The sequence below is a fragment of the Streptomyces marokkonensis genome (assembly GCF_008312835.1).
Lineage (GTDB): Bacteria > Actinomycetota > Actinomycetes > Streptomycetales > Streptomycetaceae > Streptomyces > Streptomyces marokkonensis_A.
The window spans coordinates 132947-147572 of record NZ_VSKS01000001.1; the positions used below are offsets into that span (position 1 = coordinate 132947).

At 70.9% G+C, this 14626-nt stretch carries 13 protein-coding genes; 7 read left to right on the top strand and 6 right to left on the bottom strand.

All coding sequences use genetic code 11. The features are described from left to right. Positions 1 to 96: 96 nt before the first annotated feature. The 3 genes from F1615_RS00570 to F1615_RS00580 all read left to right on the top strand — a co-directional run bounded on the left by F1615_RS00570 (position 97) and on the right by F1615_RS00580 (position 1986). On the top strand, positions 97 to 777 hold the full coding sequence (locus tag F1615_RS00570; RefSeq protein ID WP_149546831.1) for a response regulator: 681 nt from the start codon (positions 97 to 99) through the stop codon (positions 775 to 777). 99 nt (positions 778 to 876) lie between these two features. Further along, complete coding sequence (locus F1615_RS00575) at positions 877 to 1275, top strand: OB-fold nucleic acid binding domain-containing protein (protein WP_149546832.1); 399 nt, start codon at positions 877 to 879, stop codon at positions 1273 to 1275. A 3-nt stretch (positions 1276 to 1278) separates the two neighbouring features. After that, entirely contained in the window at positions 1279 to 1986 is a 708-nt protein-coding gene (locus F1615_RS00580; RefSeq protein ID WP_149546833.1) for a DUF3159 domain-containing protein, read from the top strand. 126 nt (positions 1987 to 2112) lie between these two features. Here the strand turns inward: F1615_RS00580 and F1615_RS00585 are convergent, their stop codons facing one another. Continuing rightward, complete coding sequence (locus F1615_RS00585; protein WP_006136376.1) at positions 2113 to 2781, bottom strand: potassium channel family protein; 669 nt, start codon at positions 2779 to 2781, stop codon at positions 2113 to 2115. Next, positions 2781 to 3452 (bottom strand): potassium channel family protein, encoded by a 672-nt coding sequence (locus F1615_RS00590; protein WP_149546834.1) that lies wholly within the window; start codon positions 3450 to 3452, stop codon positions 2781 to 2783. Before F1615_RS00590 ends, F1615_RS00585 begins: the two co-directional genes overlap by 1 nt. A 236-nt stretch (positions 3453 to 3688) precedes the next feature. Between F1615_RS00590 and F1615_RS00595 the strand changes: the two genes are divergently transcribed. From F1615_RS00595 to F1615_RS00605, 3 genes are all read left to right on the top strand, one after another. Continuing rightward, a complete protein-coding gene (locus tag F1615_RS00595) occupies positions 3689 to 4615 on the top strand; it encodes an adenosine kinase (protein WP_149546835.1) in 927 nt (308 codons plus the stop codon). A 270-nt stretch (positions 4616 to 4885) separates the two neighbouring features. Then, a complete protein-coding gene (locus tag F1615_RS00600) occupies positions 4886 to 6931 on the top strand; it encodes an APC family permease (protein WP_149546836.1) in 2046 nt (681 codons plus the stop codon). Positions 6932 to 7000: 69 nt separating this feature from the next. Further along, on the top strand, positions 7001 to 8329 hold the full coding sequence (locus tag F1615_RS00605) for a class I SAM-dependent RNA methyltransferase (protein ID WP_149546837.1): 1329 nt from the start codon (positions 7001 to 7003) through the stop codon (positions 8327 to 8329). Positions 8330 to 8758: 429 nt separating this feature from the next. On the opposite strand, the gene F1615_RS00610 is transcribed toward F1615_RS00605, so the two are convergent. Beyond that, entirely contained in the window at positions 8759 to 10369 is a 1611-nt protein-coding gene (locus F1615_RS00610) for an alpha/beta hydrolase (protein WP_149546838.1), read from the bottom strand. Positions 10370 to 10483: 114 nt separating this feature from the next. Further along, positions 10484 to 11131: a hypothetical protein gene (locus F1615_RS00615; protein ID WP_149546839.1), complete on the bottom strand. Its 648-nt coding sequence runs from the start codon at positions 11129 to 11131 to the stop codon at positions 10484 to 10486. 119 nt (positions 11132 to 11250) lie between these two features. Here F1615_RS00615 and F1615_RS00620 point away from each other — a divergent pair, with 119 nt between their 5' ends. Beyond that, positions 11251 to 11862: a TetR/AcrR family transcriptional regulator gene (locus tag F1615_RS00620; RefSeq protein ID WP_149546840.1), complete on the top strand. Its 612-nt coding sequence runs from the start codon at positions 11251 to 11253 to the stop codon at positions 11860 to 11862. A 401-nt stretch (positions 11863 to 12263) separates the two neighbouring features. Here F1615_RS00620 and F1615_RS00625 read toward each other — a convergent pair whose 3' ends face one another. After that, positions 12264 to 13199 carry an MBL fold metallo-hydrolase gene (locus tag F1615_RS00625; protein ID WP_167533616.1) on the bottom strand — a complete coding sequence of 312 codons (936 nt, stop codon included), beginning with the start codon at positions 13197 to 13199 and terminating at the stop codon, positions 12264 to 12266. An 11-nt stretch (positions 13200 to 13210) separates the two neighbouring features. Further along, positions 13211 to 14545, bottom strand: coding sequence for an MFS transporter (locus F1615_RS00630; protein WP_149546841.1), 1335 nt, complete (start codon positions 14543 to 14545; stop codon positions 13211 to 13213). Between the last annotated feature and the right edge of the window lie 81 nt (positions 14546 to 14626).

Below are 14626 nucleotides of genomic sequence, written 5' to 3' on the forward strand. Positions count from 1 at the left end.
TGGAACCGTTCCAGCCGCACGGTGACGCACCGCGCGGTGCGGGCGTACGGACCCGGTCCGGCCCGGGGAACCCGCAGAACCGGAAAGGCAGTCCTCATGACCCGTGTGCTGGTGGTCGACGACGACCCGGCCATCGTGCGCGCCCTCGTGATCAACCTCAAGGCCCGCTCCTACGAGGTCGACTCCGCCCACGACGGCGCCGGCGCGCTCCGTACGGCCGCCGCGCACCATCCCGACGTCGTCGTCCTGGACCTGGGCCTGCCCGACATGGACGGTGTCGAGGTGATCAGGGGACTGCGCGGCTGGACCCGGGTGCCGATCCTGGTGCTGTCCGCGCGGCACGCCTCCGACGAGAAGGTCCAGGCGCTCGACGCGGGCGCCGACGACTACGTCACCAAGCCCTTCGGCATGGACGAACTGCTGGCCCGGCTGCGCGCCGCCGTACGCCGCGCGGAGCCCGCCGGCGAGGGGGGCGACGCGGTGGTGGAGACCGACGAGTTCACCGTCGACCTGGCCGCCAAGAAGGTCAACCGCGGCGGCAAGGACGTACGGCTGACACCCACCGAATGGCACCTGCTCGAGGTGCTGGTGCGGGCCGGCGGGCGGCTGGTGGGGCAGAAGCAGCTGCTGCGCGAGGTGTGGGGGCCGTCGTACGGGACGGAGACCAACTACCTGCGCGTGTACATGGCGCAGCTGCGGCGGAAACTGGAGGCGGATCCGTCGCATCCCCGGCACCTCATCACCGAGCCGGGCATGGGGTACCGCTTCGAGAAGTAGAGGTCACGCGCGTGCCCGCGACCGGGCCGCGGAGCGGCCGGTTCGGACCGGGGCCGCAGCGGGTACGGAACCGTCGGTGGACCCCGGTACGCTTCAGATATGAGTGCTGTTCCTCGTCCCGACAGGCCGGCGGGCCGGTTCCGGCGCATGCTCGACCGGCTCTCCTCGTCTCAGGAGGATTTGGAGTCCGAGGAGCTGCGTGAGGACGCCGCGACCGCCGGCTGTACGCGGATAGGTGACTGCCAGGACCGGCAGATCGTGACGGTTACTGGTACCTTGCGCACGGTCACGCTGCGGCCGCGCGCGGGAGTCCCGGCCCTGGAGGCCGAGCTGTTCGACGGTTCCGCCGCCCTGGACGTGGTGTGGCTCGGCCGGCGCTCCATCGTGGGCATAGAACCGGGACGCAGGCTGATCGCATCGGGCCGGATCTCCCTGAGCCAGGGCCGCCGGGTGCTGTTCAATCCGAAATACGAACTGAGACCCCTCGGACGGGAGTAGCCGGTGACGTCGCTCGACAAGCCGACAACCGAAGACACATCCGCGGACGACGCCCGGGCGGTGACGGAGGCCGCCCTGTTCGAGGCGTTCGGCGGGGTGCGGGGCATGGTCGAGACGGTGCTGCCCGGGCTCCTCTTCGTCAGCATCTACACGGTCAACAAGGACCTGCACATGTCGGCGATCGCGGCGCTCGCCGTGTCGCTGGTGATGGTCGTCGTCCGGCTGGCGAGGAAGGACACCGTCAAGCACGCCTTCAGCGGCGTCTTCGGCGTCGCGTTCGGTGTGGTCTTCGCGATGATGACGGGCAACGCCAAGGACTTCTACCTGCCGGGCATGCTGTACACGCTGGGCCTGGCCCTGGCGTACATCGTCACGGCGATGGCGGGTGTCCCGCTGATCGGCCTGATGCTGGGTCCCGTCTTCCGGGAGAACCTCTCCTGGCGCACCCGCAACCCCGGCCGGAAGAAGGCCTACACCAAGGCCAGCTGGGCCTGGGGCCTGATCCTGCTCGGCAAGAGCGCGATCCTCTTCCCGCTGTACTGGTGGGCGGACACCACGCAGCTGGGCTGGGTCCTGGTCGGGCTCAAGATCCCGCCGTTCCTGCTCGCCGTGTATCTGACCTGGGTCTTCCTGGCGAAGGCGCCGCCGCCGATCGACGTGTTCGCCGAGATGGAGGCGGAGGAGGAACGCAAGGCCGCTGCCTCCGAGTAGGCGCGCCCCGCCTTCTGGGGGCCGCCGCCCCCAGGGCCCCCGCCTCGGCCCCGAACGGCTCCGTCCTCGAACGCCGGACGGACTGAGGGGGGCGCCCGGAGTCTTCCGGGCGCCCCCCTCTTGTTTTCATGACTCCTTGCGGACCGACAGCAGGTCTTCCAGCTGTTCCTCGCGGGCCTGGGCCGCCACGAAGAGGAGTTCGTCGCCGGCCTCCAGGGAGTCCTCCCGCGTCGGCGTCAGCACGCGCGTGCCGCGGATGATGGTGACCAGCGAGGTGTCCTGCGGCCACTGGACGTCCCCGACCTGCGTGCCGGCCAGCGCCGACTCCTCGGGCAGGGTCAGCTCGACCAGGTTGGCGTCACCGTGGCTGAAGCGCAGCAGCCGTACCAGGTCGCCGACGCTTACCGCCTCCTCCACCAGGGCCGACATCAGGCGCGGCGTGGAGACGGCGACGTCCACGCCCCACGACTCGTTGAACAGCCACTCGTTCTTCGGGTTGTTCACCCGGGCGACGACGCGCGGAACGCCGTACTCGGTCTTGGCCAGCAGTGAGACGACCAGATTGACCTTGTCGTCGCCGGTCGCGGCGATGACGACGTTGCAGCGCTGGAGCGCCGCCTCGTCCAGGGAGGTGATCTCGCAGGCGTCGGCGAGCAGCCACTCCGCCTGCGGCACGCGCTCCACCGAGATGGCGGTCGGCGCCTTGTCGATCAGCAGGACCTCGTGGCCGTTCTCCAGCAGCTCGCCCGCGATCGAGCGGCCGACCGCGCCGGCTCCGGCAATGGCGACCCTCATCAGTGACCGCCCTCCTCTTCGGGCCCCTTGGCGAACGCCGCCTCGACCCGGTCGATCTCATCGGTGCGCATCATCACGTGCACCAGGTCCCCCTCCTGCAGCACCGTCTGCGAGCTGGGCAGCATCGCCTCGCCGAGCCGGGTCAGGAACGCCACGCGGACGCCCGTCGCGTCCTGCAGTCTGCTGATCCGGTGGCCCACCCAGGCCGTGGAGGCGTGCACCTCGGCGAGCTGGACCCCGCCGGTGGGGTCGCGCCACAGCGGCTCGGCGCCCGAGGGGAGCAGCCGGCGCAGCATCTGGTCGGCCGTCCAGCGGACGGTCGCCACCGTGGGGATGCCGAGGCGCTGGTAGACCTCGGCGCGGCGGGGGTCGTAGATGCGGGCGGCGACGTTCTCGACGCCGAACATCTCCCGGGCCACCCGCGCGGCGATGATGTTGGAGTTGTCGCCGCTGGAGACGGCGGCGAAGGCGCCCGCGTCCTCGATGCCCGCCTCACGCAGGGTGTCCTGGTCGAAGCCGACCCCGGTGACCCGGCGGCCGCCGAACGAGGAGCCCAGCCGGCGGAAGGCGGTGGGGTCCCGGTCGATCACGGCGACCGTGTGCCCCTGCTCCTCCAGGGTCTGGGCCAGGGCGGAACCCACCCTTCCGCAGCCCATGATGACAATATGCATCGCGTCACACCGCGCTTCCTGCAGGCCCTTCGACCTTCATGACCTTCGTGCTCATGTCTCTCTTTCGGCTCGCCAGGCACGACATCGCGGCCCGAGGAACGGGCCGCAGGCAACATCATGCCGGGGGATCGCGGTCCTGACGCCCTCCGGGGCCCGGCCGCCGCGTCCGCGTGCCGGGTCCAACGTATCCGCACCACCGGGGGACGCCGGAAGCCCGGACAAGGAGAGAACCAGCCATGACTGCCGAGATCGACGTCCTCGTCCTGGGCGGCGCGGGCGTGGACACGATCGTGCACGTGCCCGAACTGCCCGTGCCGCTCGCCGACAGCCACATGATCCGGCCGGGCATCGTCACCCGTGCGGGGCAGAGCGGCGACTTCGTCGCGCTCGGCACCAGCGCCCTCGGCCTGCGCACCCACCACCTCGACCTGATCGGCGACGACCACGAGGGCGACCTCGTCAGGGCCCTGCACCGCGACCACGGCATCGCGCTCACCGCCGTACCGCAGCCGTGCGGCACCAAGCGCGCGGTCAACCTGGTCGGCCCCGACGGCCGGCGCCTCTCCCTGTACGACGCGACCCGCTGGGCCGAGACGGACCGGCTGCCCGAGGACACCGTGCGGTCTCTCGCCGCCGTCAGCCGGCACGCCCACGTCGTCATCACCCAGCCCTGCGCGCAGGCCCTGCCCCTGCTCCGGCAGGCGGGCGTGACGATCTCGACGGACCTGCACGACTGGAACGGCGCCAACCCCTACCACGAGCCCTTCGCGTTCGCCGCGGACGTCGTCTTCCTCTCCGCCGCCGCCCTGACCGACCCGGAGGCCACGATGCGCCGGATCGCCGAGCGCGGCCGGGCGCGGATCGTCGTCGCCACCGCGGGGGCCGAGGGAGCCTTCCTGCTCGCCGACGGCGACATGACCCGTCTCCCCGCGGCCGAACCCCCGGCGCCGGTGGTGGACTCCAACGGGGCCGGCGACGCCTTCGCGGCCGCGTTCCTCCACGGCTGGCTCGGTGGCGAACCGCCCCGTCACTGCGCCCGGCTCGGGGCGGTGGCCGGCGCCTACGCCTGCACGGTGCCCTCGACGCGGGTGGCGGCCATCGGGCCGCGGGCCCTGCTCGCCGGAGTCGCCGAGCCCGCACCCGGGACGGTCAGCGGCGCGTGATGCTGCGCACGCTCGCCGCGGTGAGGATGCCGAGGCCGACGAGCGCGGCCGCGGCGCCGATCAGTTCTGCGGTCGTGTGCACGGGACCTCCGCGTGACGTGGCGACGACGGCCGGATGGTCAGTCATATAGGCATGGAACCCCCGCGGCCTGCGGAATCCGCGCCCCGGCCTCCCCTAATTTCACCCGGAGAGCAGAGGCGTATGGATGCCGTATGGATGTGGGGTGGCGGGTGGGCCGCCCCTCGACCGACGGCCTACGATCCACTGTTGTGTCCAAACTGACCGACGTGCCCAAACGCATTTTGATCGGGCGCGCACTGCGCAGCGACCGGCTCGGGGAAACGCTTCTGCCGAAGCGCGTCGCACTCCCCGTGTTCGCCTCCGACCCGCTGTCCTCCGTGGCGTACGCCCCCGGCGAGGTGCTGCTGGTCCTGTCCATCGCGGGTCTGTCGGCGTACCACTTCAGCCCCTGGATCGCCGCCGCGGTCGTCGTGCTGATGTTCACCGTGGTCGCCTCCTACCGGCAGAACGTGCACGCCTACCCCAGCGGCGGCGGCGACTACGAGGTGGCCAACACCAACCTCGGCCCCAAGGCGGGGCTGACCGTCGCGAGCGCCCTGCTCGTCGACTACGTCCTCACCGTCGCCGTGTCGATCTCCTCCGGCATCGAGAACCTGGGTTCGGCGGTCCCGTTCGTCGTCGAGAACAAGGTGGCCTGCGCGATCGGCGTGATCGTGCTGCTGACGCTGATGAACCTCCGGGGGGTCAAGGAGTCGGGCACGCTCTTCGCGATCCCCACGTACGTCTTCGTCGCCGGCGTCTTCACCATGATCGCCTGGGGGGCCTTCCGCGGTGTCGTGCTCGGCGACGACATGCGGGCGCCGACCGCGGACTTCGAGATCAAACCCGAACACCCCGGCCTCGCCGGCTTCGCCCTGGTCTTCCTGCTGCTGCGCGCCTTCTCCTCCGGCTGTGCCGCGCTCACCGGCGTCGAGGCGATCTCCAACGGCGTACCGGCCTTCCGCAAGCCCAAGTCACGGAACGCGGCGACCACGCTCGCCATGATGGGGCTGCTCGCCGTCACCATGTTCTGCGGCATCATCGGGCTGGCCATGGCCACCGACGTCCGCATGGCCGAGAACCCGTCCAAGGACCTGATCCACGACGGAGCCCCGCTCGGCCCCGACTACGTCCAGGACCCGGTGATCTCCCAGGTCGCCGAGGCCGTCTTCGGCCACGGCAGCCTGCTGTTCATGATCCTCGCCGCCGCCACCGCGCTGGTGCTGTTCCTCGCCGCGAACACCGCCTACAACGGCTTCCCGCTGCTCGGCTCGATCCTCGCCCAGGACCGCTACCTCCCCCGCCAGCTCCACACGCGCGGCGACCGCCTCGCCTTCTCCAACGGCATCGTGCTGCTCGCGGGCGCCGCCGGACTGCTGGTGTGGATCTACGGCGCCGACTCCACGCGGCTGATCCAGCTCTACATCGTCGGTGTGTTCGTGTCCTTCACGCTCAGCCAGACCGGCATGGTGCGGCACTGGAACCGGCTGCTGGCCACCGAGAACGACCAGGCCAAGCGCCGCCACATGATCCGCTCCCGGGCCATCAACACCTTCGGTGCCTTCTTCACCGGCCTGGTCCTGATCGTCGTGCTCGTCACCAAGTTCACCCACGGCGCCTGGGTCGCGCTGCTCGGCATGTGCATCTTCTACGCGACCATGACGGCGATCCGTAAGCACTACGACCGCGTCGCCGAGGAGATCGCGGCGCCGGAGACCCCGACCGACGACAGCGTGCGGCCGTCCCGGGTCCACTCCGTCGTCCTGATCTCCAAGATCCACCGACCCACCCTGCGCGCCCTCGCCTACGCCAGGCTGATGCGCTCCGACACCCTGGAGGCGCTCAGCGTCAACGTGGACCCGGACGAGACCAGGGCGCTGCGCGAGGAGTGGGAGCGGCGCGGCATCGACGTACCCCTCAAGGTGCTCGACTCGCCCTACCGGGAGGTCACGCGGCCGGTCATCGAGTACGTCAAGGGTCTGCGCAACGAGGCGCCGCGCGACGTGGTGTCCGTGATCATCCCCGAGTACGTCGTCGGCCACTGGTACGAGCACCTGCTGCACAACCAGAGCGCGCTGCGGCTCAAGGGCCGGCTGCTGTTCACCCCGGGCGTCATGGTGACCTCGGTGCCCTACCAGCTGGAGTCCTCGGAGGCCGCCAAGCAGCGGGCCCGCAGGCGGCAGGACTGGGTCGCCCCCGGCTCGGTGCGCCGCGGTCCGGCGGAGCGGGCGAAGGACTCCTCCAGGCACACGTAGACTGGTGGGCTGTTGTCACGGGCCGCACGGCCCGTCCGCCCGTTCCCGATGTTGTGGAGTCACCCCGCCATGCAGGCAGAACCGAGGAAATCACTGGTGGGGGAGGAGTACGAGGTCGAGGTCGGCCCCGTCGCCCACGGCGGCCACTGCATCGCCCGTACCTCCGAGGGCCAGGTCCTCTTCGTCCGGCACGCCCTGCCCGGCGAGCGGGTCGTCGCGCAGATCACGGAGGGCGAGGAGGGGGCCCGCTTCCTGCGCGCCGACGCGGTGCGGGTGCTGGACGCCTCCAAGGACCGGATCGACGCCCCCTGCCCGTTCGCCGGGCCCGGCCGCTGCGGCGGCTGCGACTGGCAGCACGCCAAGCCCGGCGCACAGCGGCGCCTGAAGGGCGAGGTCGTCGCCGAGCAGTTGCAGCGCCTGGCCGGGCTCACGCCCGAGGAGGCCGGCTGGGACGGCACCGTGATGCCCGCCGAGGGCGACAAGGTCCCCGCCGGGCAGGTCCCGGCGTGGCGCACGCGTGTCCAGTACGCGGTGACCGCGGACGGCCGCGCGGGACTGCGCCGGCACCGCTCGCACGAGGTCGAGCCGATCGACCACTGCATGATCGCCGCGGAGGGCGTCAGCGAGCTCGGCATCGAGAAGCGGGACTGGACCGGCATGGACTCCGTCGAGGCGATCGCCGCGACGGGCTCCCAGGACCGCCAGGTCGTCCTCACCCCGAAGCCCGGCGCCCGCCTCCCGCTGGTCGAACTCGACCGCCCCGTCTCGGTCCTGCGCATCGACGAACGCTCCGGCCAGGTCCACCGCGTCCACGGCCGCCCCTTCGTCCGCGAACGCGCCGACGGCCGCACGTACCGCGTCGGGGGCGGCGGCTTCTGGCAGGTCCACCCGAAGGCCGCCGACACCCTCGTCACCGCGGTCATGCAGGGCCTGCTGCCCCGCAAGGGCGACATGGCCCTCGACCTCTACTGCGGCGTCGGCCTGTTCGCGGGCGCCCTGGCCGACCGGGTCGGCGAGGCGGGCGCGGTCCTCGGCATCGAGTCGGGCAAGCGCGCGGTGGAGGACGCCCGCCACAACCTCGCGGACTTCCCGCGCGTCCGCATCGAACAGGGCAAGGTCGACGCGGTCCTGCCCCGCACGGGCATCACGGAGGTCGACCTCGTCGTCCTCGACCCGCCGCGGGCGGGCGCCGGCCGCAAGACGGTGGAGCACCTGTCGTCCCTGGGCGCCCGCAGGATCGCGTACGTCGCCTGCGATCCGGCGGCGCTGGCACGGGACCTGGCCTACTTCCGGGACGGGGGGTACCGGGTGCGGACGCTGCGGGTGTTCGACCTGTTTCCGATGACGCATCACGTGGAGTGCGTCGCCATCCTCGAGCCGGCCGCGAAGGGCTCCTGACCTGCCGTTTCTTGCGTGCACGTTATGTGCGGTGTGGGCGTTACGCGCGATATCTTGACGCTCGTGACGCTCATTTGACGCTCGTCCTGATGAGGCGTCAGATGTGTTGCGTCGCTGGTCAGCCGGCCTGATGGGGAAGTCCGCGAGGCAGGCGTGCCGGAGATTTCTGGTGTCAAGCAGTGGTACACGGCTCATATGTAGTTTGACCAGCGAAAACAGCTCCGATCGCCACAAGCTGCGGACGGCTGGTCCGGGTATAGTCCGGATCTTGGTTCGAAGGTTCGCGATGATGAGCGCTGCTCGCATGCTGCGCTTGTACGACGATGACGGCTTCGGTACTGCTTCGAGAGGCGACGACGGGCCGCAGAAGACTTCGCGAGACACACGGTGGCTCTGCACGGTCACGCGGCGCTGCGCGGGGGCCGCGGTTCAGCGGTTCCCGGGGACGAGGGGGCGGGTGGTGGCGGGTGTGTCCGTCTCGCACACGGTGCCGTCGGCGGGGCGGGTGCCGTGGATGAGGGCGGCGCCGACCGCGCTGTCGACACACGTGTTGGTGCCGTAGGAGCCGTGTCCGACTCCTTCACGTGTGAGCAGGACCGCGGAGTCCAGTGTGCGGGTCATGTTCTCGGCCCAGTGGTGCGGGGTGACGGGGTCCAGCCGGCCTGCGACCACCAGTGCGGTCGGCGTACCGGCGCCGGTGAGCGGCTTGGTGACGCGGTCCTTGTTCGGCGCGGGCCACCGAGCGCAGTTCAGGGCGGAGTAGGCGGCCCGGGGTCCGATCCGCTCGGCCTCGGTGACGGCCTTGGTGGCTGCGGCCCTGTGCGCGGCGATGCCGGCCGGGGTCTGCCAGTCGGCGCAGCGCACCGCGGTGTGGGTTTCGAACATCGCGGTGGGGACGGGGAAGGGGGAGACCGTGACGCTGCTCCACATGATGTGCAGGGGTGCGCCGTTGCCCTCCTGTGCGGCCAGCAGGGCCGAGGTCAGCAACGGCCAGGTGTTCTGGTCGCCGGCCAGTGCCCGGGTGGCCTCGAGGGCCATGGCGCCGTCGAGTTCACCGCCCGGCGTGACCCCCTTGAGGGGGGCGATCTTCAGCGGTTTCGCCTCCAGCGTGTCGATCAGTGTGTCGAACGCCGCCTGGGGGTCCCCCGTTCCGAACGGGCACACCGCGGTCCCTTCGGTGCGGCAGGTCTCGAACCAGGCGTTGAGCGTCCGTTCGCTTGCCACGGCGACCTCCTGCTGGAGGGGGAGGGGGTTGCCGAACCACTGGTTGGTGTCGACGGGTGCGTCGAGCACCATCTGGCGGACCCGGTCGGGGAACAGGGTGGCGTACATCGGTCCGACCACGGTGCCGTAGGACAGGCCGTAGTACGTGATCGTGTCCTCGCCGAGGGCGGAGCGGACCTGGTCGATGTCGCGGGCCACGTTGTCGGTGGACAGGCTGGCCAGGAACTTCTTGCTCTGGTGCTTGGCGCAGCCGTCGGTGAACGCGACGGCGTCGGCCAGCAGTCGCGGCAGGGGTTTGCCCCCGGGGACGGCCGGGTCGAAGTCGGTGCCGGCGGCGTTGGCCCGCTGCTCGTCGGTCAGGCAGCGGACGGCCTGCGATCGGCCGACGCCGCGCGGGTCCATCGCGATGATGTCGAATCTGGCGAGCACTTCGGCTGAGAAAGCGCCGGGAGTACCGGTTGCCTTGGGCAGATTGCGCAGTGTCTCGGTGGCGGAGACTCCGGGTCCGCCCGGGTTGAAGACCAGGCTGCCGATGCGGCGGTCGGGATCCGTGGCGCGGTGCCGCATGACCGCGAGCGGGATCTGCCTGCCGTCGGGCTCGGTGTACTCCTGCGGCACCTCGAGCGTGGCGCATTCGAGCTTCTTCCCGCACGTGCTCCACGTGAGCGGGTCCGGTGAGGGACCCGGGACCGGTGCCCCCGCTGCGGACGTGCTGCGCGGCCCCGAGGCACCGGACGAACACCCTGTCAGGACCACGAGGGCCGCGGCGAGCGTCGCCCCGTACCGGGCGGTGAGCCTTGGCCTCGACTGGATCATGATGATTTTCCCCTTCTCCGTACTCGTGTCGTTCCGCGCGACCGGGCCGTGCCGGTCGCGCGGGAGGCCGGCCGAGGAGGGCCGGCGTCGGTCGTGCCGTCTCGCTTCGGGGGGTCAACGCCCGGCCGCGTCGAGCAGAGCGGAGTACCGCAGCCGGAGCGCGCGCTCCATGCTGGCCAGAACGGCTCCGCCCCCCAGCGCGAGGTTCAGCCAGATCGGCAGGTGTATCGGCGATTCGAACGTTCCGACCCGCTGCATGACGGGGGGAATGCGGGACAGGGGTTCGGCGAGCTGCACCAGGTTCAGGCCCACACCGATGACGAGCAGCAGCACCGATCCGATGGCGATCGCCCGGCTCAGCCCCGGATGGCGGACACCGAAACGCGCCCGCCGCCCCTCCGCCGACGTCGGGTCGGGCGTGAGCTGACGCGGCTGTCCGTCCCGGGGGCGGTAGTGGCAGCGCTTGACGCCGTAGTCGCTCATCGCCACCTCGATGACGCCCCCGTCGACGGGGAAGACCGCGGGCAGCTTCGACTCGGCCACGTGCCTGCCGTCCAGGAACAGATGCGCCCGGACCCTGCTGTTGTCCAACCGTGCCCAGTGCCGTACGTCGACGGCGTACAGGCGGGCGTGCCCGGCATCACCGGGAAGCCGCAGCCAGAACAGCGAGCGCAGGGGGAGCTGCCACCAGCGGAACCGCTGCAGCTCCCTGCCGTCTCCCGGTTTGAGGCGCCTCGATGCCGCCCACTGCTTCAAGGCCATGCTCCGCCCTCTCCTTCGCGCCTCACTAGTACAGCGTGTTGGAGAGACGCTAACACACTGTGCTAGTACGGCGTGCTAGTACAGTGAGGGGCGTTGGGAGAAGCGAAGGAGAGCGGGGCATGGACACACGCGAGAGGATCCTCAAGGCCGCTGCGGAGATGATCGCCGAGGACGTGACGGCGAAGCTGAGCGTGCGAGCGGTCGCCGCGCGTGCGGGAGTGAGCACGGGCTCGCTGAGGTTCCACTTCCCCACCCAGCGCGCCCTGCAGGACAGCTTGCTCGCGCGGATCTACGGACACCTCCTGCCCGGCGACCCGATCCGGGACCGTTCGCTGCCGCCCCGCGAACGGCTGCTGAACTGCCTGCGGCAGGTCCTCGCACTGACCGGCACCAACGAACAAGCGCGAGCCGCATGGGGTGCGACGTACAGGGCCTTCATCGAACCCGAGCCGACCGAGCCGGTGCGCGCCGCGTACCTACGCCTTGAGCGGGAGGCGGAGCGCCGGGTCGAACACTGGCTGGCCGTGCTCGTCGAGGAAGGCGTCCTGCCCCCGGGAGACCACACCCGCAACGTCAGGTTCCTTCTCACCGTCCTCAACGGACTCTCGTTCGAACGCGCCCTGCCCACCGGCGAATCCGTCCTCGTCGCCGAGACCCAGACCCTCAACGCCGCCGTCGATCAGGTCCTCTCCACCGGCCCCGCACCACCCGCCGGGCCGGCTCTGCCGTGAACCGGACCAGCCCCCCTCCGCACCCGCTCCCCCTCGGGTCTCGGTACGCGTCGTCCGGACCGCGGCCACCGGGCCGAGGACGTCAACACCTATCGGCGGGGCGTCGCCGAGGACCGGGAGCGCTACCCGCGCGATGGGCGAGTGGGGCCGGCAGGTTGCCCTCGTTCGCGACGCGTCGGCGTGACTGTCGCCCACCAGGGACAGCCGACAGCCGGCTTACGCGAAGGGCGCAAGCCGGTGATCGGTCATGACGTCGTCCGGCCCCATCGGTGACGACGGAGCGCATGCCGGAGGAGTCTCGTAGCCGTTCACGGGCCGTCCGGTCGCGGACGCCCAGGACGTCACCCGCACGGACTCGGTGCGACTCGGTGCGCGGCACGTCCCGGGTGCTCCGATCCGCTTCAGCCGCCGGTGGGCGTGTCCCCTGAGGGAGCCGGGACCAGTCGGTACCCGCCGTCCTCGCGTAGCACGTGTCCGGCGGTCGGCGGCGGGAAATGGCTCCCAAGCAGGAGAGTTGACGTACCGGCCAGTGAGCCGAGCACCTGGTTCCGGGTCCTGGCCGCGAGTTCGGGAGCGACGTCCACACAGCTGCAGAGCTCCGGATGCGCCATCTGGACCGGGTGGTGGATGCTGTCGCCGGTGACCAACGCGGTCTCGTCACGGCTGCTCAGTTCCACCGCTACCTGCCCCGGTGTGTGGCCGGGGGTGGGCAGTAGACGGATGCCCGGCGCGACGTCCGTGCCCTCGTCCGGAACATCGATGAGGTCGAACAGACCTGCTTCCCGGACGGGATGGACCGAGTCCCGGAACATCTGCCGACGCGCCTCCTCCATGTCGACACCCGCCCAGTAGTCCCACTCGGTGCGTGAGGTGAGATAGCGCGCGTTCGGGAAGGTGGGCACCCAGGCGTCGCCCTCGGCACGCGTGTTCCACCCCACGTGGTCGGCGTGGAGGTGGGTCAGGACCACGAGGTCGACGCTCTCCGGCGCGAAGCCCGCCGCCCGTAGCCGTGCTTCGTAGTCGCTGTTCAGGTTGTGCCAGGCGGGGTTGGCGCGCCGCTTCCCGTTTCCGATGCCGGTGTCCACCAGCACCCGCATGCCGTCCACCTCGACGGCGAAGCTGTGACTCGCCAGGCGCAGGACGCCTTGTTCGTCGGCGAATTCGGGGCTCAGCCAGGAAGTCCGGCTCACGAGGCCGGTGGTTGCCCCGGGCAGCAGCCACGGACCGGTCTGGGCGGGCAGGACCACTTCGTCGATGCGTCGTACGGTGTGGTTGCCCACCGTCCAGGAAGAGGCGGGGGGAGTGATGGACGTGGTCGCTTGCGATGAGGTGAACACGGCGACTTTCCTTACCTGTTACGGGTCGCGAGGACGGAGATGTCTGGAGCGGGTGTGTCGGGTGTGCCGGGTGAGGCGGATGTGTAGTTGCTCGTTGCCGGGCGGGAGTGGGCGTCCGGGGACGGTGTCCGGTGCCGACTGCGCAGCGACGCGGTCAGCGTCGCGACTGCGACGGTCGCCAGTACGGCCACGCAGCCGGCATGGGCCATTGCTGCCGTACGCAGCCCGAAGCCGGCGGTGAGGGCGCCGGCGCCGATGGCGGGCAGACTCATCGCCAGGTAGCTGAGTACGTAATAGGAGGCGAGCGTGCCGCCCTTCTCCCGGGCCGGGACCGAGCCGACGACCGCGCGCAGCGCGCCCTGGGAGACGGCTCCGAAGCCGAACCCGGCCAGCGCCGCCCCGGCGAAGAGAAGTACGGGGCCGGCGAGATGGAGGGCACCCAGGGTCAGGACGGCCGCCGGAATCACCGCGCAGCTCCCGAGAAGAGCGGAGACGTCGGCACGCACCCTGCGCGTGACGTACACCGTCGGGGCGGCGACGGCCGTCAGCGTGAAGAAGACCATGCCGCCGGCGTATTCGGGTCCGCCGGGGGAGATGAGCGTTGTGAAGCCCGGTCCCAGGGACGAGTAGAAGCCGCCGAGTGCCCAGACGGCGACGACGCCGGCGCCGTTGAGCAGGAGAGCGTGGGCGGCCGCCGACGGCAGCGCCAGGTGGGGCCGTGTCGAGCGCAGTGCTCCGGGACGGCGGCGGACGGTCTCGGGCGTCGCGACAAGGGCGATGGCCTGCGCGGCGAACACGGCGATCAGGGCCGCGTACACCGTGATCGTCGGAACGGGGGCGAAGCGCACCATGAGGGTGGCCGCCAGGACGCCGGCCGCCATGCCCGTCATTGGCGCGATGCTGTTGGCCAGAGCGGGGCGACCCGGCCGGGCGGGGTCTTCCAGGTCGAGGAGAGCCGCACCTGCTGCGCTGGTCGCCGCGCCGGTCGCGATGCCCTGCAGCACGCGGGCGCCGATCAGGGTGGTCAGGCCGCCGGCCGTGGCGAACAGTGCCATGGAGGCGACCTGGACCGCGAGCGCGCCCAGGAGCACGGGGCGGCGTCCGACATGGTCGGAAAGGGTTCCGGTCGTCAGCAGTGCGATCAGGAGCGCCAGGGCGTAGGCGCTGAAGACCACGGTGATGTCGAGGGACGACAACTGCCACTGAGCCTGGTAGTGGGGGTACAGCGGGGTCGGCGCGCTGGATGCGGCGAGCAGCGCGATCAGGATCGAGGCGTGCAACGCGAACGGCAGGCGTCCGGATGGGGAGGTGCGGGGAGGCGCGAGGCCCGCGGGGACGCTCCGCATGAGGGTCCTTCCCGTGCTAAAAGCGATTGGTTTGCTTTAAGTCACCGTAGGTCCTACGCTCGACTAAAGCAAACGATTCGC

Coding starts and splice junctions, on each gene's coding strand:
- F1615_RS00620 (WP_149546840.1), top strand. CDS start 11,251: ATGGACACACGCGAGAGGATCCTCAAGGCCGCTGCGGAGATGATCGCC.
- F1615_RS00595 (WP_149546835.1), top strand. CDS start 3,689: ATGACTGCCGAGATCGACGTCCTCGTCCTGGGCGGCGCGGGCGTGGAC.
- F1615_RS00575 (WP_149546832.1), top strand. CDS start 877: ATGAGTGCTGTTCCTCGTCCCGACAGGCCGGCGGGCCGGTTCCGGCGC.
- F1615_RS00605 (WP_149546837.1), top strand. CDS start 7,001: ATGCAGGCAGAACCGAGGAAATCACTGGTGGGGGAGGAGTACGAGGTC.
- F1615_RS00585 (WP_006136376.1), bottom strand. CDS start 2,781: ATGAGGGTCGCCATTGCCGGAGCCGGCGCGGTCGGCCGCTCGATCGCG.
- F1615_RS00570 (WP_149546831.1), top strand. CDS start 97: ATGACCCGTGTGCTGGTGGTCGACGACGACCCGGCCATCGTGCGCGCC.
- F1615_RS00615 (WP_149546839.1), bottom strand. CDS start 11,131: ATGGCCTTGAAGCAGTGGGCGGCATCGAGGCGCCTCAAACCGGGAGAC.
- F1615_RS00610 (WP_149546838.1), bottom strand. CDS start 10,369: ATGATCCAGTCGAGGCCAAGGCTCACCGCCCGGTACGGGGCGACGCTC.
- F1615_RS00590 (WP_149546834.1), bottom strand. CDS start 3,452: ATGCATATTGTCATCATGGGCTGCGGAAGGGTGGGTTCCGCCCTGGCC.
- F1615_RS00630 (WP_149546841.1), bottom strand. CDS start 14,545: ATGCGGAGCGTCCCCGCGGGCCTCGCGCCTCCCCGCACCTCCCCATCC.